At 71.6% G+C, this 20,805-nt stretch carries 23 protein-coding genes; 14 read left to right on the plus strand and 9 right to left on the minus strand.

Annotated elements, in window-relative coordinates; all coding sequences use genetic code 11:
* The first annotated feature begins 69 nt into the window (after window positions 1–69).
* On the plus strand, window positions 70–924 hold the full coding sequence (locus ACPXB1_RS28055; protein ID WP_425736012.1) for an ABC transporter ATP-binding protein: 855 nt from the start codon (window positions 70–72) through the stop codon (window positions 922–924).
* A gap of 23 nt (window positions 925–947) precedes the next feature.
* Window positions 948–1,844 (plus strand): ribokinase, encoded by an 897-nt coding sequence (locus ACPXB1_RS28060; protein WP_425736013.1) that lies wholly within the window; start codon window positions 948–950, stop codon window positions 1,842–1,844.
* Here the strand turns inward: ACPXB1_RS28060 and ftrA are convergent.
* Window positions 1,841–2,863, minus strand: a complete 1,023-nt coding sequence (gene ftrA / locus ACPXB1_RS28065; RefSeq protein WP_355630241.1) for a transcriptional regulator FtrA — start codon at window positions 2,861–2,863, stop codon at window positions 1,841–1,843. The genes ACPXB1_RS28060 and ftrA overlap by 4 nt on opposite strands.
* A 71-nt stretch (window positions 2,864–2,934) precedes the next feature.
* Here ftrA and ACPXB1_RS28070 point away from each other — a divergent pair, with 71 nt between their 5' ends.
* On the plus strand, window positions 2,935–3,393 hold the full coding sequence (locus ACPXB1_RS28070) for a rhodanese-like domain-containing protein (RefSeq protein ID WP_355630238.1): 459 nt from the start codon (window positions 2,935–2,937) through the stop codon (window positions 3,391–3,393).
* Between the two features lie 25 nt (window positions 3,394–3,418).
* On the opposite strand, the gene ACPXB1_RS28075 is transcribed toward ACPXB1_RS28070, so the two are convergent.
* Window positions 3,419–4,147 (minus strand): hypothetical protein, encoded by a 729-nt coding sequence (locus tag ACPXB1_RS28075; RefSeq protein ID WP_425736014.1) that lies wholly within the window; start codon window positions 4,145–4,147, stop codon window positions 3,419–3,421.
* 81 nt (window positions 4,148–4,228) lie between these two features.
* Between ACPXB1_RS28075 and ACPXB1_RS28080 the strand changes: the two genes are divergently transcribed.
* Window positions 4,229–5,797 carry an alpha/beta fold hydrolase gene (locus ACPXB1_RS28080; protein ID WP_425736015.1) on the plus strand — a complete coding sequence of 523 codons (1,569 nt, stop codon included), beginning with the start codon at window positions 4,229–4,231 and terminating at the stop codon, window positions 5,795–5,797.
* Between the two features lie 8 nt (window positions 5,798–5,805).
* Here ACPXB1_RS28080 and ACPXB1_RS28085 read toward each other — a convergent pair whose 3' ends face one another.
* Window positions 5,806–6,288 (minus strand): DUF6232 family protein, encoded by a 483-nt coding sequence (locus tag ACPXB1_RS28085; RefSeq protein WP_355593503.1) that lies wholly within the window; start codon window positions 6,286–6,288, stop codon window positions 5,806–5,808.
* Between the two features lie 132 nt (window positions 6,289–6,420).
* Between ACPXB1_RS28085 and ACPXB1_RS28090 the strand changes: the two genes are divergently transcribed.
* Window positions 6,421–8,115 (plus strand): Ig-like domain-containing protein, encoded by a 1,695-nt coding sequence (locus ACPXB1_RS28090; protein WP_355630232.1) that lies wholly within the window; start codon window positions 6,421–6,423, stop codon window positions 8,113–8,115.
* 23 nt (window positions 8,116–8,138) lie between these two features.
* Here ACPXB1_RS28090 and ACPXB1_RS28095 read toward each other — a convergent pair whose 3' ends face one another.
* Window positions 8,139–8,621: a DUF6232 family protein gene (locus ACPXB1_RS28095; RefSeq protein ID WP_355593507.1), complete on the minus strand. Its 483-nt coding sequence runs from the start codon at window positions 8,619–8,621 to the stop codon at window positions 8,139–8,141.
* A 98-nt stretch (window positions 8,622–8,719) separates the two neighbouring features.
* On the opposite strand from ACPXB1_RS28095, the gene ACPXB1_RS28100 reads away from it, so the two are divergent.
* Window positions 8,720–9,493, plus strand: coding sequence for an enoyl-CoA hydratase/isomerase family protein (locus tag ACPXB1_RS28100; RefSeq protein ID WP_355593509.1), 774 nt, complete (start codon window positions 8,720–8,722; stop codon window positions 9,491–9,493).
* Window positions 9,494–9,606: 113 nt separating this feature from the next.
* Window positions 9,607–11,229, plus strand: a complete 1,623-nt coding sequence (locus ACPXB1_RS28105) for an acetolactate synthase (RefSeq protein WP_355593511.1) — start codon at window positions 9,607–9,609, stop codon at window positions 11,227–11,229.
* Window positions 11,230–11,275: 46 nt separating this feature from the next.
* Here ACPXB1_RS28105 and ACPXB1_RS28110 read toward each other — a convergent pair whose 3' ends face one another.
* From ACPXB1_RS28110 to ACPXB1_RS28120, 3 genes are read right to left on the minus strand one after another with little or no spacing between them, the layout of a single operon-like run.
* Window positions 11,276–11,695: a PLD nuclease N-terminal domain-containing protein gene (locus ACPXB1_RS28110; protein WP_355593513.1), complete on the minus strand. Its 420-nt coding sequence runs from the start codon at window positions 11,693–11,695 to the stop codon at window positions 11,276–11,278.
* A gap of 27 nt (window positions 11,696–11,722) precedes the next feature.
* Window positions 11,723–12,028, minus strand: a complete 306-nt coding sequence (locus ACPXB1_RS28115) for a DUF202 domain-containing protein (RefSeq protein WP_355593515.1) — start codon at window positions 12,026–12,028, stop codon at window positions 11,723–11,725.
* The gene (locus ACPXB1_RS28120) at window positions 12,025–12,417 is read right to left on the minus strand and encodes a YidH family protein (protein WP_355593517.1); all 393 of its coding nucleotides are present in this window, start codon (window positions 12,415–12,417) and stop codon (window positions 12,025–12,027) included. Before ACPXB1_RS28120 ends, ACPXB1_RS28115 begins: the two co-directional genes overlap by 4 nt.
* Before the next feature lie 41 nt (window positions 12,418–12,458).
* Here ACPXB1_RS28120 and ACPXB1_RS28125 point away from each other — a divergent pair, with 41 nt between their 5' ends.
* From ACPXB1_RS28125 to ACPXB1_RS28140, 4 genes are all read left to right on the plus strand, one after another.
* Complete coding sequence (locus tag ACPXB1_RS28125; protein WP_355630229.1) at window positions 12,459–13,256, plus strand: GNAT family N-acetyltransferase; 798 nt, start codon at window positions 12,459–12,461, stop codon at window positions 13,254–13,256.
* Complete coding sequence (locus tag ACPXB1_RS28130; protein ID WP_355593521.1) at window positions 13,253–13,666, plus strand: hypothetical protein; 414 nt, start codon at window positions 13,253–13,255, stop codon at window positions 13,664–13,666. The genes ACPXB1_RS28125 and ACPXB1_RS28130 overlap by 4 nt, the downstream gene beginning before the upstream one ends.
* A 187-nt stretch (window positions 13,667–13,853) precedes the next feature.
* Window positions 13,854–14,633, plus strand: coding sequence for an electron transfer flavoprotein subunit beta/FixA family protein (locus ACPXB1_RS28135; RefSeq protein WP_425736016.1), 780 nt, complete (start codon window positions 13,854–13,856; stop codon window positions 14,631–14,633).
* 14 nt (window positions 14,634–14,647) lie between these two features.
* Entirely contained in the window at window positions 14,648–15,607 is a 960-nt protein-coding gene (locus ACPXB1_RS28140; protein WP_355593525.1) for an electron transfer flavoprotein subunit alpha/FixB family protein, read from the plus strand.
* Window positions 15,608–15,707: 100 nt separating this feature from the next.
* Here the strand turns inward: ACPXB1_RS28140 and ACPXB1_RS28145 are convergent, their stop codons facing one another.
* Both ACPXB1_RS28145 and ACPXB1_RS28150 read right to left on the minus strand, forming a co-directional pair.
* Window positions 15,708–16,637 (minus strand): anti-sigma factor, encoded by a 930-nt coding sequence (locus ACPXB1_RS28145; protein ID WP_355593526.1) that lies wholly within the window; start codon window positions 16,635–16,637, stop codon window positions 15,708–15,710.
* Window positions 16,591–17,193 carry an RNA polymerase sigma factor gene (locus ACPXB1_RS28150; protein ID WP_355593527.1) on the minus strand — a complete coding sequence of 201 codons (603 nt, stop codon included), beginning with the start codon at window positions 17,191–17,193 and terminating at the stop codon, window positions 16,591–16,593. The genes ACPXB1_RS28145 and ACPXB1_RS28150 overlap by 47 nt, the downstream gene beginning before the upstream one ends.
* A 231-nt stretch (window positions 17,194–17,424) precedes the next feature.
* Here ACPXB1_RS28150 and ACPXB1_RS28155 point away from each other — a divergent pair, with 231 nt between their 5' ends.
* The 3 genes from ACPXB1_RS28155 to ACPXB1_RS28165 all read left to right on the plus strand — a co-directional run bounded on the left by ACPXB1_RS28155 (window position 17,425) and on the right by ACPXB1_RS28165 (window position 20,280).
* A complete protein-coding gene (locus ACPXB1_RS28155; protein ID WP_355593528.1) occupies window positions 17,425–18,255 on the plus strand; it encodes a DUF4397 domain-containing protein in 831 nt (276 codons plus the stop codon).
* Window positions 18,252–18,905, plus strand: a complete 654-nt coding sequence (locus ACPXB1_RS28160; RefSeq protein ID WP_355593529.1) for a class F sortase — start codon at window positions 18,252–18,254, stop codon at window positions 18,903–18,905. Before ACPXB1_RS28155 ends, ACPXB1_RS28160 begins: the two co-directional genes overlap by 4 nt.
* Window positions 18,906–19,104: 199 nt before the next feature.
* Entirely contained in the window at window positions 19,105–20,280 is a 1,176-nt protein-coding gene (locus ACPXB1_RS28165; RefSeq protein WP_355593530.1) for a cysteine desulfurase family protein, read from the plus strand.
* Window positions 20,281–20,805 lie beyond the last annotated feature (525 nt).

A 20,805-nucleotide genomic window follows, 5' to 3' on the forward strand; every position in this document is an offset into this window, starting at 1 on the left:
TGATCAACGACACGGCGCTCACCCTATGGCCCAGACGCCGCCCATGGGGGGTACGTCCACGCTGCGTGGTTGGATGGACAGGTGACTGGTGACCTGATCCCCGGCGCCGTCAGCGCCGCGCCTGCCGCCGCCCCCGTGGACCCGGATCTGGTGGTCAGCCTCGACAGCGTCGGCGTACGCCGCTCCGGCACCGCTCTGTTGCAGGACCTGACCTGGCGCGTCGAGCTGGACGAGCGCTGGGTCGTGCTCGGCCCCAACGGCGCGGGCAAGACCACACTGCTCAACCTCGCCGCCGGCCGCCTGCACCCCACCACGGGTGTCGCGCACGTCCTGGGCGAGCGGATCGGCCGCACCGACGTCAACGAGCTGCGTACCCGGATCGGGCTCTCCACAGCGGCGCTCGCCGAGCGGGTGCCCGCCGACGAGCAGGTGAGCGACGTCGTGGTGACCGCCGCCTGGTCGGTCGTCGGCCGTTGGCGGGAAAGCTACGACCGCAGCGACGAGGCGCGGGCGCGGGCGCTGCTCAGCCAGCTCGGCATCGGCGGCCTGGCCGAACGTCGCTACGGCACCCTCTCCGAGGGCGAACGCAAGCGGGTCCAGATCGCCCGGGCACTGATGGCCGACCCGGAGCTGCTGCTGCTCGACGAACCCGCCGCCGGGCTCGACCTGGGTGGGCGTGAGGACCTGGTCGCCCGGCTGGCCGAGCTGGCGTACGACCCGGACGCCCCGGCCATGGTGCTCGTCACCCACCACGTGGAGGAGATCCCGCCCGGGTTCACCCACGCGCTGCTGCTGCGCGAAGGTGCGGTGGTCGCCCAGGGGCTGCTCGCCGAGACGCTTACCGGCGACAACCTCTCCAAGACCTTCGGCCTGCCGCTGGTGGTCGAGCGGTCCGGCGACCGCTACACCGCCCGCGCCGCCTGAACAGCCGACCGGGGAGGGTGACCATGTCGCAGACCCGCGTGGTGGTCGTGGGCAGCGCCAACATGGACCTGGTCGCGATGGCGCCCTCGCTACCTCGGCCGGGCGAGACGACGCTCGGCACCGACTTCGTGATGGTGCCCGGCGGCAAGGGCGCCAACCAGGCGATCGCCGCCGTCCGGGCCGGCGCCTCCTGCGTCTTCCTGGGTGCCATCGGCTCGGACGCCTTCGGCGTCACCCTCAAGGCCCGGATCACCGCGGCTGGTGTGGACACCAGTCTCCTGCGCGTGGTCTACGGCGCGTCCGGCGTGGCGCTCGTGATGGTCAACGCGCAGGGGGAGAACGCCATAATGGTGACCCCCGGCGCCAACGACGCGCTTGTCGGTCTCACCGACGACGAACTCGCCGCGGTACGCGCGGCGGACGTCCTGGTCGCCCAGCTGGAGATCCCGGTGCAGACGGTGGCCGCCGCAGCGGTGGCCGCTCGCGCCGCCGGCACCCGTGTCATCCTGAACGCCGCGCCAGCCCGGGACCTGCCGCCGGAGCTGCTCGCAGCCGTCGACCTGCTGGTAGTCAACGAGGGCGAGGCGCAGGCGTTCACCGGCCGGGGCCGGGAGGAGCCGCGGGCTCTGCTCGACCTGGTGCCCCGCGCCGTGCTCACCCTCGGCGACGCGGGCGCCTGGTACGTCGACCGGGACGGCACCGAGGCGCACGTGCCCGCGGTACCCGTCGACGTGGTCGACTCGACAGCTGCCGGTGACGCGTTCACTGCCGCGCTTGCCGTGGGCTGGGGCGAAGGCCGGGACGTGGTCGACGCGGTGCGCTGGGCGTCGGCGGCCGGCGCTGCCTGCGTCCGCAAGCTCGGCGCCTCGGTGGCGCTGCCGCGACGCGCCGAGATCGACGAGCTGTACGTCCCGGGCTAGCGCCCGCCGCCGATGCGGAAAGCCCTGCGGTACGCCGTCGGGGACGTCAACATGAGTCGTCCGAAGTGGTGGCGGTAGGTGACCGCCGTGTCGAACCCCACTGCCGTGGCGACCTGCTCGACCGGGGTGTCCGACTCCTCCAACAGTGCCAGGCTGGCGCGGACCCGCTTGTCGATCAGCCAGCGGATCGGGCTCGTCCCGGTGGCCTGGGCGAAGTGCCGCAGGTAGGTGCGGGGCGACATGTGCGCCTGCTGGGCGAGCCGGGCGACGGTCAGCGGCTCGGCGAGATGCGCGAGCGCCCAGTCGATGCTGCCCGCGATCCGGTCGTCGTCGGTGCCGGCGGGCACTGGCGCCTCCACGAACTGCGCCTGCCCGCCGTCGCGGTGCGGCGGGATCACCAGCCGCCGGGCCACCGCGTTTGCGATCGCCGCGCCGTGATCGCGCCTGATCACGTGGACGCAGAGGTCCAGGCCGGCCGCGCTGCCGGCACTGGTGAGCAGGTCGCCGTCGTCGAGGTACAGCACGTCCGGGTCGACCTGGACGCGGGGGTACCGGCGGGCCAGTAGTTCCGCGTACCGCCAGTGGGTGGTGGCTCGACGGCCGTCAAGGATCCCCGCGCCGGCGAGTGCGAACGCACCCGAGCAGATCGACATGATCCGCGCGCCGTCGCCGTGTGCCCGACGCAGCGCGGCGACAAGCGCAGGTGATGGGTCCGCTGTCACGTCCGGCACGCCGGGCACGATCACCGTCCGCGCCGCCGCCAGCTCCGCCAAGCCGTACGGGGTGTGCAGGCTGGCGCCGCCGACCACCGGCACCGGTCCTGGCCGCTCGGCGCAGACCACCAGGTCGTACCAGTCGACGTCGAACTCCGGCCGGGGTAGCCCGAACACCTCGGTGACGATGCCGGTCTCGAACACCGACATCCCCGGGTACGCGAGCACCGCGACGCGGTGACGGTCTGCCGGCGCTCGGCGCGTCGACGGCCGGCGCGGGTCGGTGACAGTGGCGCGGTTCGGCATGGCGGGATGTTAGCGCAGGTTGTCGTTCTCGCCACTCGCCCTGATCCGGCGACGACGGCCACGATCGGTGCATGACCTTCGCCTTCGCCGTCCCAGCGGCCGACCCGGCCACCGCTGCCGCGCACTTCCTCGCCCGGCTCAGCGTCGAGACCGACGTCAGCGACGTCCACGCCGACCTGTCCGCCCGTACCTCCGGTCTGGTGGTTGTCGACTCCCGGGGGGAGGCGGCCTGGGCGCAGGGGCACCTGCCCGGGGCCGTGCACCTGCCCACCGCCGAGATCGCCGACCGGGCGACCGGGTTGATCCCCGCCGGCACGGCGGTGGTCACCTACTGCTGGGGTCCGGGCTGCAACGGCGCGACCAGGGCGGCGCTGGAGTTCACCCGGCTCGGCTACCCGGTCAAGGAGATGATCGGTGGGTTCGAGTACTGGGTGCGGGAGGGGCTGCCGGTGGTGACGGAGACGGGGCTGACCCGACGCCCGGTGGACGACCTGACGGCGCCCACCGCGACGATCACCTGCGACTGCTGACCTGGCCCTCGGGCCCGGCGCGGGCTCAGCCGGCGGAGTCGTCGCCGAGCTTCTCGCCCCGGCGACGCAGCATGCCCAGGCCGGGGATGCCGGCCACGGCGAGCTTGAGGTCGCGGGTGACGTCCAGCAGGTCGTGCAGGTCGGGGCCGACCCGGTCCAGTGTGGACAGGATAGGCAGGATGTCGGCGGTCAGGTGCTGCTTGAGCTTTGGCAACTCGTCGATCAGGTGGATCGCCGCGGTGATCTCCTCGTGGCTCAGCTCCTCCACGAACCGCCCGGCCATCGGGGCGGCCCTGCGCAGCGCCGGCTCGTACGCCGCAAGCAGTTCGGCTGCCGTCGTCGCCGCCTGGGCGGCGCTGCGCACCGTGACCGCTGCGGTGCCGGCCACCGTGCCGGCCTCGGTGACCACCGTGCCCGCGGCCCTGGAGACCTGCTCGGCTTCCCGGACCACCACGGCGGCGGACGCCGCCACCTCGGTGGCGGTGTCGATGGCGGTGGTCGCGGCGGCGCTGATGACTGCCACCTCGCGGACCGCCCCCTCGGCGTCGGTGAGCACCTGATCGGTCCGGTCCAAGGTCGTCTCGATCCGGTCCACCACGCCGTTGATCCGAGCCAGCAGCGCCTCCACCCCGTCCAGCACCGCGAACGCGCGGGCGGGCACGGCAGCGAACGAGACGGCCGAGCCCATCGCCTGGTCGAGAGCGGAGCGGGTCAGGCCGACCACAGCGGCTGGAGTGGGGAGGGGAATCGCCATGGGATCAAGTGTGCGCCGGTAGCGCCACAAGCGCTCGTCCGGCGGAGTCGCCGGCGGCCCGTTCGACGGTAGGGTGCCGGCATGCCGGCACCCTCGCCGCACCGCCCGCCGAGCACCCGGACCACAGTTCTGCTCGCCGTGCTCGCGGCCGTCGCCGCCGCGCTCGGCACGCTGGTGCTGGTCAGAGCCGACGACGGCCTCACCGTCCGGCAGGTCACCGTCGGCGGCGTGCCGATGACCGAGGTACGCGCCGGTGCGCCGACACCGGACGTGCGGCGGCCAGGCGTGGTGATCGCACACGGGTTCGCCGGCTCGGCCCGGCTGATGCGCCCGATCGGCGACACCGTGGCCCGTCGAGGGGCCGTCGCGCTGCTGTTCGACTTCGCCGGTCACGGTGCCAACCCGGCGCGACTCGGTGCCGACATGTCTTCCGCGACTCTGGCGGCCGACGTGGATGCCGCCGTCGCCCACGTGCGTTCACTGCCCGACGTGGACCCGAACCAGATCATGCTGCTGGGGCACTCGATGGGTGCCGGTGCCGTCACCAGGTACGCCGTCGACCACCCGGAGATCGCCCGGACCGTGGCGATCTCGCTGCCCAGCGCCGGTGAGCTGCCACCCGGACGGCCGGCGGAGCTGCTGCTCATCGTCGGCGGCGCGGAGTTCCCAGCGTTCCGGCGCGCGGCCGACGACGCCGTCGGACGGGGCGCGGCGGTGAGTCGACGGCCAGCGGCGGTGGTGCCGGGTGTCGAGCACATCTCGGTGCTCTTCGCCCCGCGTACCCATCAGGAGATCGTCGACTGGCTGCCCAGCACCGACGGGACGGCCGCTCCACGGCCGCTCGTCCGGCTCGCCGGGGCGGCGCTGCTGGTGCTGGCGTTCGGCGTCGGGGTGGTTCCGCTCGCGGCGCTACTCCTGCCGAGGCGGAGCGCCGGCCCGGAGCGGTCCGGGCGGAGGGCTCCGCTCGGTGGCCTGACCCTGTTCGGGCTGACGACTCTCGCCGCCGGGGCCGGTGCGGTAGCCGCGGCGGTGATGCCCACCAACCGGCTGCCACTCGCCGTCGGCGGCTACGTCGCAGGCTTCCTGCTGGTCACCGGCCTGCTGGTGGCCGCCGGGCATCGGTGGCTGCCGCGACCACCCTCCCCAGCGGCAGGTGTTCCGGCATCAAGCGCCGTCGCGGCAGGTCGCAGGGCTGCGGACCGGGCCGCCGTCGCGGCAGGTCCTTCGGCGGGGGCGCGGACCGCCGTCGCGGCGTTGGCCCTGACCGGGTACGCGGTCCTCGCCGTCGCGCTGCCGATCCACCTGGGCCTGACGTCGGCGTGGCCGGTGGGCCCCCGCTGGTGGCTGCTCCCGCTGGTGCTGGGCGCGTGTCTGCTGTACCTGCTGGGCGTCGAACTGGTCGCCGGCGGCCGGGCGTGGCGACACCTGCTGGTCGTCGCCGTCACAGTGCCGGTGCTGACCATGGCGGCGCTTGTCGGCGTGGCACCGGGCTTCGTGCTGCTTGTGGTGCCGTTGTTCGTGCTGCTGCTCGGCTGGCACGCCATCTGGGCGGCAGTGCTGCGCCGGTACGCGGCCCCACGCTGGCTGTTGGCAACGGTGGGTGCCGCCATCGTGGGCTGGCCGATCGCCACCACCCTGCCGCTGAACTGACCGGCGATCTATCGGTGGTCGCCCTGCTGCTCGACGGCCCGCTGTACGGCCCGGTAGATCTGCCCGAACCGCAACGCGTCCGGTGTACGCAGCAGCAACTGTTCCTGACCGTGGTGTTGCACCCACAACTCGTGCACATGGCTGCCGCGCTCGTAGGAGCGATCCAACCAGCCGAGCGGGATCTCCAGAAACGGTGTCAGCGCCAGCGCCCCCACCGCGCAGGCGGCCAGGATGATCAGCGCCAACTGCCAGTTGCCCCGGTCCTGCGCCGACCAGGCAAGCGAGAGCACGCACACGACAGCGACAAGCGGCGGCAGCGACAGCAGCAGCACCAGGACACCGCGCCCCAGCACACGACCGCGCACCGCGAGGGTCTTCGCCCCCCGCGCGTGCCAGACGAACGTCACATCCGACAGTGCGATCACGTGACCACCGGCCCGGATCGACTCGGAGGTCACCTGCACCGCGTCGTCCCGGTAATAGAGGGTCATCACTAAGCATAACCATTGGCTGGCAACCCGGAGCTGCATCGTTCACGACATCGCCGGCCCAGGGCGTCTTGACTTGCGGCGCTGCCCACGCCGAGGATGACAGTGATGAACTTCGATCACGGGGGATCGTTGATGAGGAATCGCATCGTCTGTTCGGCAATTGCCGCGCTCGCCGCCGCCTCCGCGGCCCTCGCCGTGGTGCCTCCGGCATCCGCCGCCGGTGGGTGTGCCGTGCAGATGCAGACCAGTTACCAGTACCAGTCGATGGTCCGCGGCGACATCACCGTTGTGAGCGTGGGCCGGTCGCTGTCGGACTGGACGCTCGGGTTCCAGGTCCGATACCCGAGCGAGCAGGTCAAACACGTCGACGGCGTGCGCTGGGAGCAGCGCGGCGAGCAGGTCACGCTGCGCAGCCTGCCCGGCAGCGTCCTGCCGGCGGACCGGCAGGTGTCCTTCGAATACGTCATGACGTACGGGGTCAAGCGCAGCGGACCGGTTGCCTTCACCCTCAACGGCGTCACCTGCGGGACCATTTTGCCGCCGTCGTCCACGCCCGCCCCGACGGTCTCGGCCACACCTAACCCGACGGCCTCTGCCACGCCCAACCCGACGGTCTCATCCACACCCGCCCCGACGGTCTCGGCCACGCCCAACCCGACGACCAGCCCGACGCCGAGCCAGTCGGCCAGCCCCGGGCCCGACCCGAACAGGCCGGTCGTGCGGATCACGCGGCCCGAGAACGGTGACCACTTCTTCGCCCCGGCGACGATCACCGTGGAGGCCGCCGCCACGCCAGCGCCGGGCCGGCGGATCACCCGGGTCGAGTTCTTCGGCACCGGCAACACGCCGGAGCCGGTCCCGCTCGGCATCGACACGACGGCGCCCTACACCGCCCAGTGGCGTGACGTGCCTGCCGGCGGGTACAACGTGTTCGCCTGGGCGTACGACGACCAGGGCGCGAAGCAGGCAGCCACCGCCCCGTTCGTCCGGGTGCTCACGCCGGGCGAGGAGCGGCAGGCCCCGTACGTCAGCGTGGTGAGGAATCGTCTCTGGGGCATCTCCCCTGTCGTCGACGCCGTTGCCCCCCGACCGCTGTCGCCGATGGCGCGTACCGGTGCCGAGTCCCGATGCGTGAACGGGCAGGGCATCTGGGACGGTCCGGTCGACGCGAACGCCGTGGCCGGGCTCGTCGCACGTGGCTTCCAGGCGGCGTACATCTCGCTCAACGAGGCTTGCTGGCTCGGCCTGCCGTACGTCGACCCGCGCTACGGCGGCGAGCCGTACCGGCAGGAGGTCGTGGCATACACGCAGCGGTTGATCGCCGCCGGCATCACGCCGGTCGTCGCGCTCACCTGGAGTCACGGCCGCTACACCGGACCGGGTGCGACGTGCCGGGACGAACGGGCGGTCTGCGCCAAGCCGATGCCCGACGCCACGTACGCCATCGACTTCTGGCAGAGCGTCGGTCAGACCCTCGGCACCGAAGCGGTGGTGTACGACCTGTTCACGGCGCCGTACCCGGACCGGGCGATCGGTGATCCGGCTCTCGCATGGACGTGCTGGCGCGAGGGTGACGTGGCGTGCTCCGCGCTCGGCTATCCGGCGGTCGGCATGCGGTTGCTGCTGGCCGCGGTCCGGACCGGTTCCGCTGGTGTGCTGCTCGCCAGCGGGCTCAATGGCGGCAACGACCTTTCCCGGTGGGCCGCGTACCGGCCGGAAGACCCGGTCCACAACGTGGCCGCCGCCTGGCGGCCGGCGGCACCTGGCGACTGCCGACCGCCGGTGCTGACACAGGCGCCCGTCGTCGTCACAGCCGCCTGCCGTTAGGGCGGCCCGCCTGCCCGGGTGGGCTAGCGGCGGGCGGCGGGGCGGCGGATGGGCTGGCTGTGCTCGACGGCCCGTTGCAGCGCCCGGTAGATCTGGCCGAAGCGCAGCGCGTCACCGGTCTGCAACAGCCGCACCGGATGGCCGCGCCAACGGATCCAGATCTCCAGTTGCCGGCTGCCCCTGGCGTACGAGCGGTCGAGGTGTTCGAAGAGGAAGTCGGCGACCGGGCCGACGGCCAGGCCGACAAGCACCGAGGCGCCGACGATCGCGATCGTCACGGTGGGAGAGCGGTGCAGCCAGACGGCCACGCCGATGCCGAGCACCGCCGCGACAAGGGGGCCGGCCAGCGCCGCGCCGATCGCACCCCGACCGACGAGGACCCGCCAGGAACGGCTGCCCCGGCGGTGCCACACCATTGTGATCTGGCCCAGGGGGTAGCTGCGACCGTCGACCCGGACGGCGGTGGAGGTGACCTGCACCGACTTGTCGTCGTAATACGTGACCATGGCTGTACTCCCACCTGCGGGACTGACACCACACTACTTACCCAAACGAGCCTGGTCGTAAGGTTGGCACGCGACTTCGACGAGGAAGTGAGGGCAGCGTGGGCGAGTTCGTTCGGCTGGAGATCAAGGACGGCATCGGCACCATCCGGCTGGAGCGGCCGCCGATGAACGCGCTGAACACCCAGGTGCAGGAGGAGTTGCGTGCGGCCGCGACGGACGCCACCGCCGACCCCGAGGTCCGCGCCGTCATCGTGTACGGCGGCGAGAAGGTCTTCGCCGCTGGCGCGGACATCAAGCAGATGGCCGAGATGTCCTACGTGGACATGGCCGACCGGGCGGCTGCACTGTCCAGCGCGCTCGGCGCGATCGCCCGCATTCCCAAGCCGGTGGTCGCGGCGATCACCGGGTACGCCCTCGGCGGCGGCTGCGAGCTGGCGCTGGCCTGCGACTGGCGGGTGGTGGCCGAGGACGCCAAGCTCGGTCAGCCGGAGATCAAGCTCGGCATCATTCCCGGTGCCGGCGGTACGCAGCGGCTGGCCCGTCTTGTCGGCCCGGCCCGTGCCAAGGATCTGATCATGTCCGGGCGCATGGTGGACGCGCAGGAGGCGCTGCGGATCGGCCTGGCCGACCGGGTCGTCCCAGCTGCCGAGGTGTACGACGCTGCCGTGACGCTCGTCAAGCCGTACCTCAACGGGCCTGCTCAGGCGCTGCGGGCGGCGAAGCTGGCTGTCGACGGCGGCCTGGACATGGACCTGAACTCGGGCCTGGCGTGGGAGAGTCAGCTCTTCGCGGCGCTGTTCGCTACCGACGACCGGCGCGAAGGCATGGCGGCGTTCGTCGAGAAGCGCAAGCCGGGCTTCACGGGTCGCTGACCCTCGCGGGGTGCGCGGATCGTCGATCGAGCCGTGAATCGAGAACGGTTCACATTCTGTCTACCGGCCAGTAGCGTGGGCCCTCGGTCATGAGGCACGAAGGGAAGCGGCGAATGACGGAGCGGATCGAGGGTCACGGCGGGGAGTTGGCGCTGGCGGCACTTCGCGCGCACGGCGTACGGGAGATGTTCACGCTGTCCGGTGGGCACGTCTTCCCGCTCTACGACGCCGCGCACAAGAGCGACTTCCCGATCTACGACGTACGGCACGAGCAGTCAGCGGTGTTCGCCGCCGAGGCGGTGGCCAAGCTCCAGCGCCGTCCGGGCCTCGCCGTGCTCACCGCCGGCCCCGGCGTCACCAACGGCATCTCGGGCATGACAAGCGCCTTCTTCAACGCCTCACCGGTGCTGGTGCTCGGGGGCAGGGCACCGGCGTTCCGCTGGGGCTCGGGCAGCCTCCAGGAGATGGACCACCTCCCGCTTGTCGCTCCGGTCACCAAGCACGCCGAAACGGTCTTCAGCACCGACGACATCCCGCGCGCGATCGACACGGCCCTCACCGCCGCCCTCACCCCGCACCGCGGCCCGGCGTTCCTGGACTTCCCGCTGGAGACGGTCTTCTCGGTCTCCGAGGCGGACGTACCCGCGCCGACAGGCGTCGACCCGGTCGAGCCCGACCCGGACGAGGTCGGGCGGGCCGCGACGCTCATCGCCGGCGCGCAACGGCCCGTCATCATCGCCGGTTCGGACGTGTACGCCGGTGACGCGGTCGCCGCGCTGCGGGAGGCCGCCGAGGCGTTGCAGGTGCCGGTCTTCACCAACGGGATGGGCCGCGGCTCGCTGCCGCCGGAGCACCCCCTCGCCTTCGCCAAGGCCCGCCGCGCCGCGCTCTCCGGCGCCGACGTCGTCGTGGTGGTCGGCACCCCGCTTGACTTCCGGCTCAGCTTCGGTGACTTCGGCGACGCCAAGGTGGTGCACATCGTCGACGCGCCCAGCCAGCGGGCGACGCACGTCCAGCCGGCCGCCACCCCCGCCGGTGACCTGCGCCTGATCCTCTCCGCGCTCGCCGACCACGCCGGTGACCGCGCCGACCACTCCGACTGGATCGCCGACCTGCGCGTCGCCGAGGACGCGGCGAAGGCCCGCGACGCCGCCGAGATGGCCGCCGAGACCGACCCGATCCGCCCGGCCCGGATCTACGGCGAGCTGCGCCGGGTACTGGCCCGCGACGCCATCACCATCGGCGACGGCGGCGACTTCGTCTCGTACGCCGGCCGTTACCTGGAGCCGGCGCAGCCCGGCACCTGGCTGGACCCGGGCCCGTACGGGTGCCTGGGCACCGGCATGGGCTACGCGATGGGCGCCCGGGTCAGCCACCCGGACCGGCAGATCTGCGTGCTGATGGGCGACGGTGCGGCTGGTTTCTCGCTGATGGACGTCGAGTCGCTGGTACGCCAGAAGCTGCCTGTGGTGATCGTGGTCGGCAACAACGGCATCTGGGGGCTGGAGAAGCACCCGATGCGAGCCATGTACGGCTACGACGTGGCCGCCGACCTCCAGCCGGAGTTGCGCTACGACACGGTGGTCAGCGCACTCGGCGGTGCGGGGGAGACGGTCGCCAAGGCAGCCGACCTGGGGCCGGCGCTCCAGCGGGCGTTCGACGCAGGCGTGCCGTACCTGGTGAACGTGCTCACCGACCCGACCGACGCGTACCCCCGGTCGTCGAACCTGGCCTGAGTCGCAGCCGCCGCCGTCGCCCCAAGCGGGGCGACGGCGGTCGGCCTCAAACCTCGGGTCGCTCGCCCTCGCGCGGCGGGTCACCGTCGCGGCGGCGCAGATCGTCCTCGCGGCGGCGCAGGTCCTCTTCCCAGCGGCGGAAGAGTTCCTCGTCCTGCTTCTTGGCGCGGTCCTGCACGGACCGGAGGAACTCCGGGTCGTCGTCGGGGGCCAACGGTCGGCGCTGGGCCGTGCCGCTGCCGCCCGACAAGATCTTGCCGAGGCCGGTGGCGCCGCCGGGGGTGCGCTGCCGTCCGGCGACGAACCAGGCGATCGACCCGACCAGCGGGAAGAACAAGATGATCAGCGCCCAGACGATCCGGGGGAGGTTGCGAATCTGGTCCTCCTCGGCGGAGAGACAACTGATCAGCGCGCAGGCGGCGAGGACAACCTGCGCCAGGAATAGGAGTATGAACAGCCGGGCCATGCACCTATGATGGCGCACCGCGTCGCATCACCCCAGTGCGCGAGCCGTCAGGGCGACTCCCAGCAGCGCGAATCCGACAGTGCCCAGCGCGACCAGGGGCAGTGTGCGACCGCCGGTGCGCGCCGCGCCGGTACCGATGCTGCGGGGCCAGCAGAGCGTGAGCAGGGCTCCCCAGAGCAGCACCGCCACACCGGCGAGCAGCGCGCCGACCGGGCCGTCGTCGGCCGCCAACCGGACGGCGAGAGCCGTCACCACGGTCACCGTCAGCAGTGTGCGCCGCCAGGCCAGGCGGGTCCGTTCCGGTTGCAGCCCAGGGTCGCGTACGCCGCTCACTGCTCCCCGACCGCCCGGGAGAGCACAGCGATCACCAGCAGCACCGCGCCGGAGCCGACGGCGAGGGCGAGGATGGCGGGGAAACGGGAGGCGGGTAGCTCCTCGCCGAGCCGGATGGCCCGCTCAGTTCGTGCCCAGTGGTCGACAGCGCGGACCGCGACGGCGCCGCCGAGAAGCAGCAGCGTGACAGCGATGGCTTCCCGTAGGTGGTCGACGGCCAGCGGCGGCAGGAACTGCGCCGCGGCCAGCCCGCCGCCGACAAGCGCCAGGCTGGTGCGCAACCAGGCCAGGAACGTCCGCTCGTTGGCCAGGGAGAACCGGTAGTCCGGTGTCTCGCCGACGGCACGCAGATCCGCCGGGTCGAACCAACGTCTGATGGCCTGCCACACGCCGTCGATTATCCGCTTCCCATCCGCCTTAGCCTGGGCCGGTGACCGATATCGACGTGCTGACGCTGCGTGCCGCCTACGACAACCAACTCCGCCCGGAGATCCCCGACCCGATTCCGGCCGGCGTGACCGTGGAGCGGGACGGCCCGCTGGTCCGGATCATCGGGCTCGACGCCGGCGGGTTCCTCACCTACCGCGACCTCGGCGGCCTGACCGGCGAGGCGCTCGACGAGTTGATCGCCCGTCAGGTGGAGTTGTTCCGGGAGCGCGGCCAGTCGGTGGAGTGGAAGCTCAACGAGCACGACGAGCCGGCCGACCTTGCCGACCGCCTGCGCGCCGCCGGGTTCGTCGCGCAGGAGCGGGAGACCGTAGTGGTCGGGCCGGTCGCGCCGCTGGCCGCCGCGCTGCCTGTCGCCCCCGAGGGGGTACGCCTGCGTGAGGTGACCTCCCGAGAGGACCTGGAACGGATCGCCGCCATGGAGGAGGAGGTGTGGCAGGAGGACCGCTCGCACCTTGTGACGGGGCTGGGCAAGGAGATCGACGCCGACCCGCACTCGATCACCGTGGTGGTGGCCGAGGCGGGCGGGACGGTGGTGAGCGCCGGCTGGGTGCGCTTCCCCGCGAACACCGGGTTCGGCACGCTCTGGGGTGGCTCCACGCTGCCGCAGTGGCGTCGTAAGGGCATCTACCGGGCGCTTGTCACCTACCGGGCGCGGCTTGCCGACCAGCGGGGTCGGACGTTGCTGCAGGTGGACGCCTCCGAGGACAGCCGGCCGATTCTCCAGCGGCTCGGTCTGGTCCCAGTCACGACCACCACCCCGTACGTCTACACTCCGTGATCATGGAGCAGCGGTTGACGGTCGAGGAGCGGCTGACCCTCAAGACGGGCGTCTTCGGCGCCGTCGTCCTAGTCTCCAACGCCGACCCGGGGGTGGTGGCGCTGTTCCGGGAGAGCTTCGCCGCGTCCGGCGCGCTTGCCGACGCCAGCGGTCTGGTCAAGGACGCGTTGACCACCGGCCCGCTGCCCCAACTTCCCCGCACCTCCCAACTGGAGATCGAGTCGGTGGTGCTGCCCGCGCTGGGTCGGGCGGTGCGGATCCTGCGGGAGAAGTCGCCGACGGACGTCGAGGCGTACCGGTCGGTGGTGTTGACAGCGGCGGACCGGGTGGCCCGTGCGCACGGCGGGGTGACTCGGGCGGAGTCCGCTGTCATCGACCAGATCCGGGGTGCGTTGGCCGAACCGGCCTGAGGCGCGGCCGTGGGTGAGCTGTGTCACCCTGAGTGCCCGGCGGTCGCAACCTACTGACAGGTAACATTGCGTCGTGGGCAACTGCACAGCAGCCCGAGGTTGACCTGGCGTCAGCCGACGCGCGAGGCTGCGGCCCAGACCGGGCGAGCCAAATCGCACCACCACACAGGAGGGTCGTCGAAGCGCGATGAATATCGTCGTACTCGTCAAGCAGGTGCCTGATTCGGGCGCGGACCGCAACCTGCGCAGTGACGACAACACCGTCGACCGCGGTTCGGCGAACAACGTGATCAACGAGATGGACGAGTACGCCATCGAGGAGGCGCTGAAGATCAAGGAAGCGCACGGTGGCGAAGTCACGATCCTGACCATGGGTCCGGACCGGGCGACCGAGTCCATCCGCAAGGCGCTGTCCATGGGCCCGGACAAGGCCGTGCACGTGGTGGATGACGCCCTGCACGGTTCCTGCGCGGTGGCCACCTCGAAGGTGCTCGCCACCGCCCTCGGTCAGCTGAACGCCGACCTGGTGATCTGCGGCGCCGAGTCCACCGACGGCCGCGTCCAGGTCATGCCGCACATGATCGCCGAGCGGCTCGGCGTCGCGGCGCTCACCGGCGCCCGCAAGCTCACCGTCGACGGCTCCACCCTGACCGTCGAGCGGCAGACCGAGGAGGGCTACGAGGTCGTCACCGCCTCCACGCCGGCCGTGGTCTCCGTCTGGGACACCATCAACGAGCCGCGCTACCCGTCGTTCAAGGGCATCATGGCCGCCAAGAAGAAGCCGGTGCAGACGCTCTCGCTGGCCGACCTCGGCGTCGCGCCCAGCGAGGTGGGCTTCGACGGTGCCACCAGCGCCGTCGTCGAGCACAGCAAGCGTCCGCCGCGCTCCGGCGGTGCCAAGATCACCGATGAGGGCGAGGGCGGCGTCAAGCTGGTCGAGTTCCTCGCCACCGAAAAGTTCGTGTGAGAGCGGGTCTGGACATGTCTGAGGTTCTCGTCGTCGTCGAAGCCACGAAGGAATTCGGCGTCAAGAAGGTCACCCTGGAGATGCTCACCATCGCCCGTGAGCTGGGCACCCCGAGCGCGGTCGTGCTCGGTGGCGCTGGCGCAGCGGAGGCGCTGAGCGCCAAGCTGGGCGAGTACGGCGCGGAGAAGATCTACGCCGCCGAGGGTGACGAGATCGACGGCTACCTGGTGGCCCCCAAGGCCACAGTGCTGGCCGAACTGGTCAAGCGTGTGCAGCCGGCCGCCGTGCTGCTCGCGTCGGCCCAGGAGGGCAAGGAGATCGCCGCCCGGCTCGCCGTCAAGCTCGACAACGGCATCCTTACCGACGTGGTCGGCCTGGCCGCCGACGGCACCGCCACCCAGGTCGCCTTCGCCGGCTCCGCCATCGTCAAGTCCAAGGTCACCAAGGGCCTGCCCCTGGTCACCGTCCGGCCCAACTCGGTCACCCCGAGCCCGGCGGCTGCCACCCCGGCGATCGAGCAGCTCAGCGTGTCGGTCACCGACACCGACAAGCTGGCAAAGGTCGTCGAGCGGGTCGCCGAGCAGAAGGGCTCCCGCCCCGAGCTGACCGAGGCCGGTGTGGTCGTCTCCGGTGGCCGCGGTGTCGGCAACGCCGACAACTTCAAGCTGGTCGAGGAGCTGGCCGACCTGCTCGGCGGTGCCGTGGGCGCGTCCCGCGCGGCCGTCGACTCCGGCTTCTACCCGCACCAGTTCCAGGTGGGCCAGACCGGCAAGACGGTCTCCCCGCAGCTCTACGTCGCGCTCGGCATCTCCGGTGCCATCCAGCACCGGGCCGGCATGCAGACCTCCAAGACCATCGTCGCGGTCAACAAGGACGGCGAAGCGCCGATCTTCGAGCTGGCCGACTTCGGCGTGGTCGGCGACCTGTTCAAGATCGTCCCGCAGGCTGCCGAGGAGATCCGCAAGCGCAAGTGACACCCGGCGAAACGAAAGTGGCCGTCCCCTCGCGGGGGCGGCCACTTTTCGTCGTTCAGGGAGCTGATCGGCGGGCCGGGGAGCTGAGCCGGCCCGCCGATCAGCCCGTCAAGGTGCCCCTCAGCAGGCTGTCGCCGGAGTGGGCGGGCTTGTTGTCGTACTGCTCGGCGGAGACGTCCACCACCGAGTAGGCACTCAGGTCGACGTTGGGCGGCAGCGGGAGCAGCGCGTCCGAACCTCCACCCAGCGTGCCGACCGAGAACATCTGCATCGTCGTCGGGTTGATGAGCCAGACCTCGTAGTACCCCGGCACGCTCGGGAGATTCGCCACATGCAGATGTAGTTGGCCGCCGTCGAGAACACGGGCGTCACCGGTGGCCGTTGGAGGCGTCGACCCGTACGCCGCCAGCGGCGCCCGGGCCACCACCGCCGGCGTCGGAGCAGGCGGCGGATCCTCTGGCCGTAGCACGGACACCGTGCCCACCACCCCGACCGCCGCGGCTGCGGCCGCGGTCACCGCAGTGGCCGCCCAGCGCGACCAGCCGCGTCGGCGGGCCCGTGACCTGCCGTTCGATCGGTGACTGCCGGCACTCGGCCCCTCGAAGCCCGTCGCCCTACCGCTGATCGGCCGCTCGGCCGTCGGGCTGATCGACCGCTCGGTGGTCGGCTCGTTGATCTGCCGCTCGGTCGGCTCGTTGATCTGCCGCTCGGGTGTCGGGCTGCTGATCTGCCGCTGCGCGATCGTGTCGCCGAGTGTCTGGTCGACGCTCTGCTGGCGGGGGGTCCCGGTAAGCGACGGCAGTGCCTGCGCCGCGCTGATCTCGGCGGCGATGCCCTGCCAGATGTGCTCGGGCGGGTCCGGCAGGTCAGCCAGGCCCTGCGTCTCCGCACCGAGCCCGGCCACCTGCTGAAGGGCAGTCAGCTCCGCCCGGCAGTGCTCACAGGTGTCGAGGTGGGTGCTCTCCCCGTTGGCCGCCTCGCTCTCACCGAGCGCCAGAAAGACCAGCCGGTCGTGGTCCAGGTGCTGCACCGTCCACCTCCCATCTGCGTTTCAAGCTCGCCATACCGCGTCGAATGTGACTCTTCACGGTGCCCAACGGCACCCCTGTCACCGTCGCTATCTGCTGATGTGTCAGGTCGTCGTAGAAGGCCAACTCCAGCATGCGTCGCTGGTCGTCGGGCAGTCGGGCCAACTCGTCGGCGATCACCAGCCGGTCCACCACCCGATCCGGGTCGGGGCCGGTCTGCGCCGGCTCGGGCAGCTGCCGGACCGTCTCCACCACCCGGGTCTCGCGGGCCGACGCCCGCATCCGGTCGATCACCTTGCGTCGGCCGATGCCGAGCAGCCAGCCGATCAACGAACCCTTGGCCGGGTCGAAGGTGTCCCTTCCCAGCCAGGCGGCGACGAACGTCGCCTGGGTCACGTCCTCGGCGTCGGCGCGGTTGGCCAGCATGGACGTGGCCAGGTGAAGCACGGCACGGCCATAGCGGTCGTACGCCTCGCGGAGCGCCACCTCGTCACCTGCGCGGAACCGGAGGGCTACGTCGTCCACCGGAGGGTCCGGATTCTGTGGTGGCGCCGTCATCGGGCAGCTCGCCTTCGATGGGGCATACCCGACTGTAGCTGCCACAGCCTTCGCCCCACTTCCCCGGTCGATGTCATGTCACCTGCTCTTCGCTCCGCGGGCCCGATCCGGATGCGAAAGCCGCCGAAAAAGAAATCGCGTCCAGAGCGCATCCAGCCGTCGCGCAGCCGGCGTAACCCGTTCTGCAAGCCAGGCCTGACGAATCAGCAGTTATCACCAGGAGGCAGACACATGCAGCTCTCGTACATCCGTCGGGTCGCCGCGGGCGGCGCGGTCGCCGCGCTGGCTTTCGCCGGTGTCGGCGCGCTCACCGCCACCCCCGCGTTCGCCGCCACGTCGAAGGTCTCCGTCGTGCACGGCATCCCGGACACCCCTGTCGACGTCTACGTCAACGGCAAGAAGACGCTCGGCAACTTCAAGCCCGGCGACGTGGCCGGCCCGCTGAACCTGGAGGAAGGCGACTACGACATCGCCCTCACCAAGCCGGGTGAGGCGCTCGACAAGGCGATCCTCAAGGTCGACGACGCCGCGGTGCCGGGCGGAGCGAACATCAGCATCGCCGCGCACCTGGACGCCGCCGGTACGCCGAAGATCACCCCGTTCGTGAACGACGTCTCGAAGGTCGGCGCCAGCAAGGCCCGCCTCATCGTGCGGCACACCGCCGCCGCCCCGGAGGTGGACGTCCGCGCCGGCGGCACCCCGGTCTTCGAGGGCCTCACCAACCCGAACGAGGCGAAGGCCGACGTCGACGCCGGCACCGTGAAGGCGGACGTCGTGCTGGCCGGCACCGACACCGTGGCCATCGGCCCGGCGGACCTCAACCTCAAGGAGGGCACCGCGACGATCGTGTACGCGATCGGCTCCGCCGAGGGCAAGAACCTCGACGTGGTGGCTCAGACCATCACCGGCCTGCACTCCGCCCCGGGTGGCGTGCCGAGCGGTGACGGTGGCCAGGCCGGTACGGGCGTGAACACCTGGTGGTACGTGCTCACCGGCGCCGGTGTCCTGCTGCTGCTCGGCGGCGGGGTGCGGGTCGCCACCGCGCGGACCGGTCGCCAGTGACGGTGCGCAACCGCGGCGCGCTGGCGGCCATGGCCGTCGGCGTTGCCGCGCTCACCGTCGCCACCCTGGTGGCCTGCGGCTCCCAGCCGGCCGAGAACGTCGGCGAGGAAGAGGCGAACGCGCTGGCCACCGCCACCGCTACCCCGCCGGTCAGCGGGGACGTCCCAGTGGCCACCGGTGACCTGCCGTCCGGCGCGAAGGTCATCCCGCCGGTGCGGCTGGTGATCCCCGAGATCGACGTCACCGCCACTGTCAACGCGGTCGGCATCAACGAACGAACCAACGAGTTCGAGGTACCGCCAAGCGTCGACCAGATCGGTTGGTACCGCTACGGTCCCGGCCTCGAGGCGGACGCCGGCTCGGTGGTCATCGCCGGTCACGTGGACAGCGCCAAACAGGGCAAGGGGGCGTTCTTCCGGCTGCGTGAGCTGGACCAGGGCGACACCCTCACCGCGACCGGCCGCGACGGCAAGGAACGGAAGTACCGGGTCGTCGCCCGGGAGGAGTACGACAAGACCAAAATCCCGCTGGACCGGTACTTCGCCCGCGACGGCGAAGCACGACTGACCCTCATCACCTGCGGTGGGCCGTTCGACGCCAAGGCCCGGAAATACCGCGACAACATCGTCGTCACGGCGGTGCCGGCCTGATCGGTACGACAGGCGAGGTGCCGGGGCGGGAGCATCCTCCCGCCCCGGCACCGCTGTTTCCAGGGCTGGCGGTGAGGGGCGTTCTTCGGCGGTGGCAGGTGCTGCTTGCGGGGCTGGCCGTGCTGCTCGCGGTGCTGGCCGTCGTTCCGAGTCCCCTCCGGCATCCGGCTGCCACCTTGTCGGCCGTAGGCTGACGGTGATGGCTTACCTGGATCACGCGGCGACCACTCCGATGCTCGACGAGGCACTGGAGGCGTACGTCGCTACCGCCCGCGAGGTCGGCAACGCGTCGTCACTGCACGCGGCCGGTCGGCATGCCCGTCGCCGCGTCGAGGAGTCACGCGAGCGGGTGGCCGCGGTGCTGGGCGCCAGACCATCCGAAGTGATCTTCACGGGTGGCGGCACCGAAAGCGACAACCTCGCCGTGAAGGGCATCTTCTGGGCCCGCCGCGGTGCCCGTCCCGACCGCCTGCGGGTCGTGTCCAGCGCCGTCGAACATCACGCCGTGCTGGACTCGGTCGACTGGCTCGCCGAGCATGAAGGCGCAGAGGTCGGGTGGCTGCCAGTGGACTCCGCCGGCCGGCTCGACCCGGAGGACCTCCGAGCCGAGTTGACCACGTACGCCGATCGGGTGGCTCTGGTCACGGCCATGTGGGCAAACAACGAGGTCGGCACCGTGCAGCCGGTCGCCGAGCTGGCCGCCGTCGCCGCCGAACACGGCGTACCGTTCCACACCGACGCCATCCAGGCAGTCGGCCAGGTGCCCGTCGACTTCGCCGCCAGCGGGGCCGCCGCACTTACCGTGACCGGGCACAAGCTGGGCGGGCCGACCGGGGTTGGCGCACTGCTGCTCGCCCGGGACGTGGCGGCCACCCCGCTGCTGCACGGCGGCGGGCAGGAACGCGACGTCCGGTCCGGCACACTGGACACCGCCGGCATCGTCGCCTTCGCGGTCGCCGTCGAAACGGCGGTGAAGGGCCAACAGGAGTACGCCGCCCGCGTCGCCGCGCTCCGCGACAACCTGATCGAACGGGTCCGCCGGGCGGTGCCCGAGGTGATCTACAACGGCGACCCGACAGACCGGTTGCCCGGCAACGCGCACTTCTCGTTCCCGGGCTGTGAAGGCGACGCCCTGCTGCTCCTGCTCGACGCCCAGGGAATCGCCTGCTCGACAGGTTCGGCCTGCTCGGCCGGGGTGGCCCAGCCCTCGCACGTGCTCCTGGCGATGGGCGCCGACGACGACCGTGCCCGCTCCTCGCTGCGCTTCACACTCGGTCACACAAGCACCCAGGCCGAGGTGGACGCCCTCATCGCAGCCCTCCCCGCAGCAGTCGACCGAGCACGCCGAGCAGCCTCCCCCCGCACCCCCCGCTAACCCCGCGCGCGCCGCGCCGCGCCGTGTCCTCCCGCGCCGTGCCTCCCCCTCCCGCGCGATCTTGCACTTTCGGTCGCGGATTTGCCCCTTGAGGCCTCTTTATCCGGGCAGGAAGTGCAAGATCGCGCGGGCGAGAGCGAGAGCGAGAGCGAGAGCGAGAGCGAGAGCGAGAGCGAGAGCGAGAGCGAGAGCGAGAGCGAGAGCGAGGGTGTGCCGCGCGGTGGGCGCAGGTCGATCATGGAGTTGTGGTGGGGGATCTAAGTCACTTTTCGGCTCCTTTTGGGCACCACAACTCCATGATCGACAGAGGGGTGGGTGGGCACGGGGCCTGGGTCGGTGTGATGCGGTTCCTGGGTCCGGGAACAGGGCGAGGGGCCGTGAGGGCTTGGCGGAGCGGAAGCGGAAGCGGGAGCGGGAGCGGGAGCGGGAGCGGAAGCGGGAGCGGGAGCGGGGGCGGAACGGGGCGGGGGCGGGGGTGGGGGTTGGGTTGGGGTGGTGGATAGGGTTGTCGTGGGGGATTGGGAG

This window comes from Micromonospora sp. DT68, from assembly GCF_049847245.1.
Lineage (GTDB): Bacteria > Actinomycetota > Actinomycetes > Mycobacteriales > Micromonosporaceae > Micromonospora > Micromonospora profundi.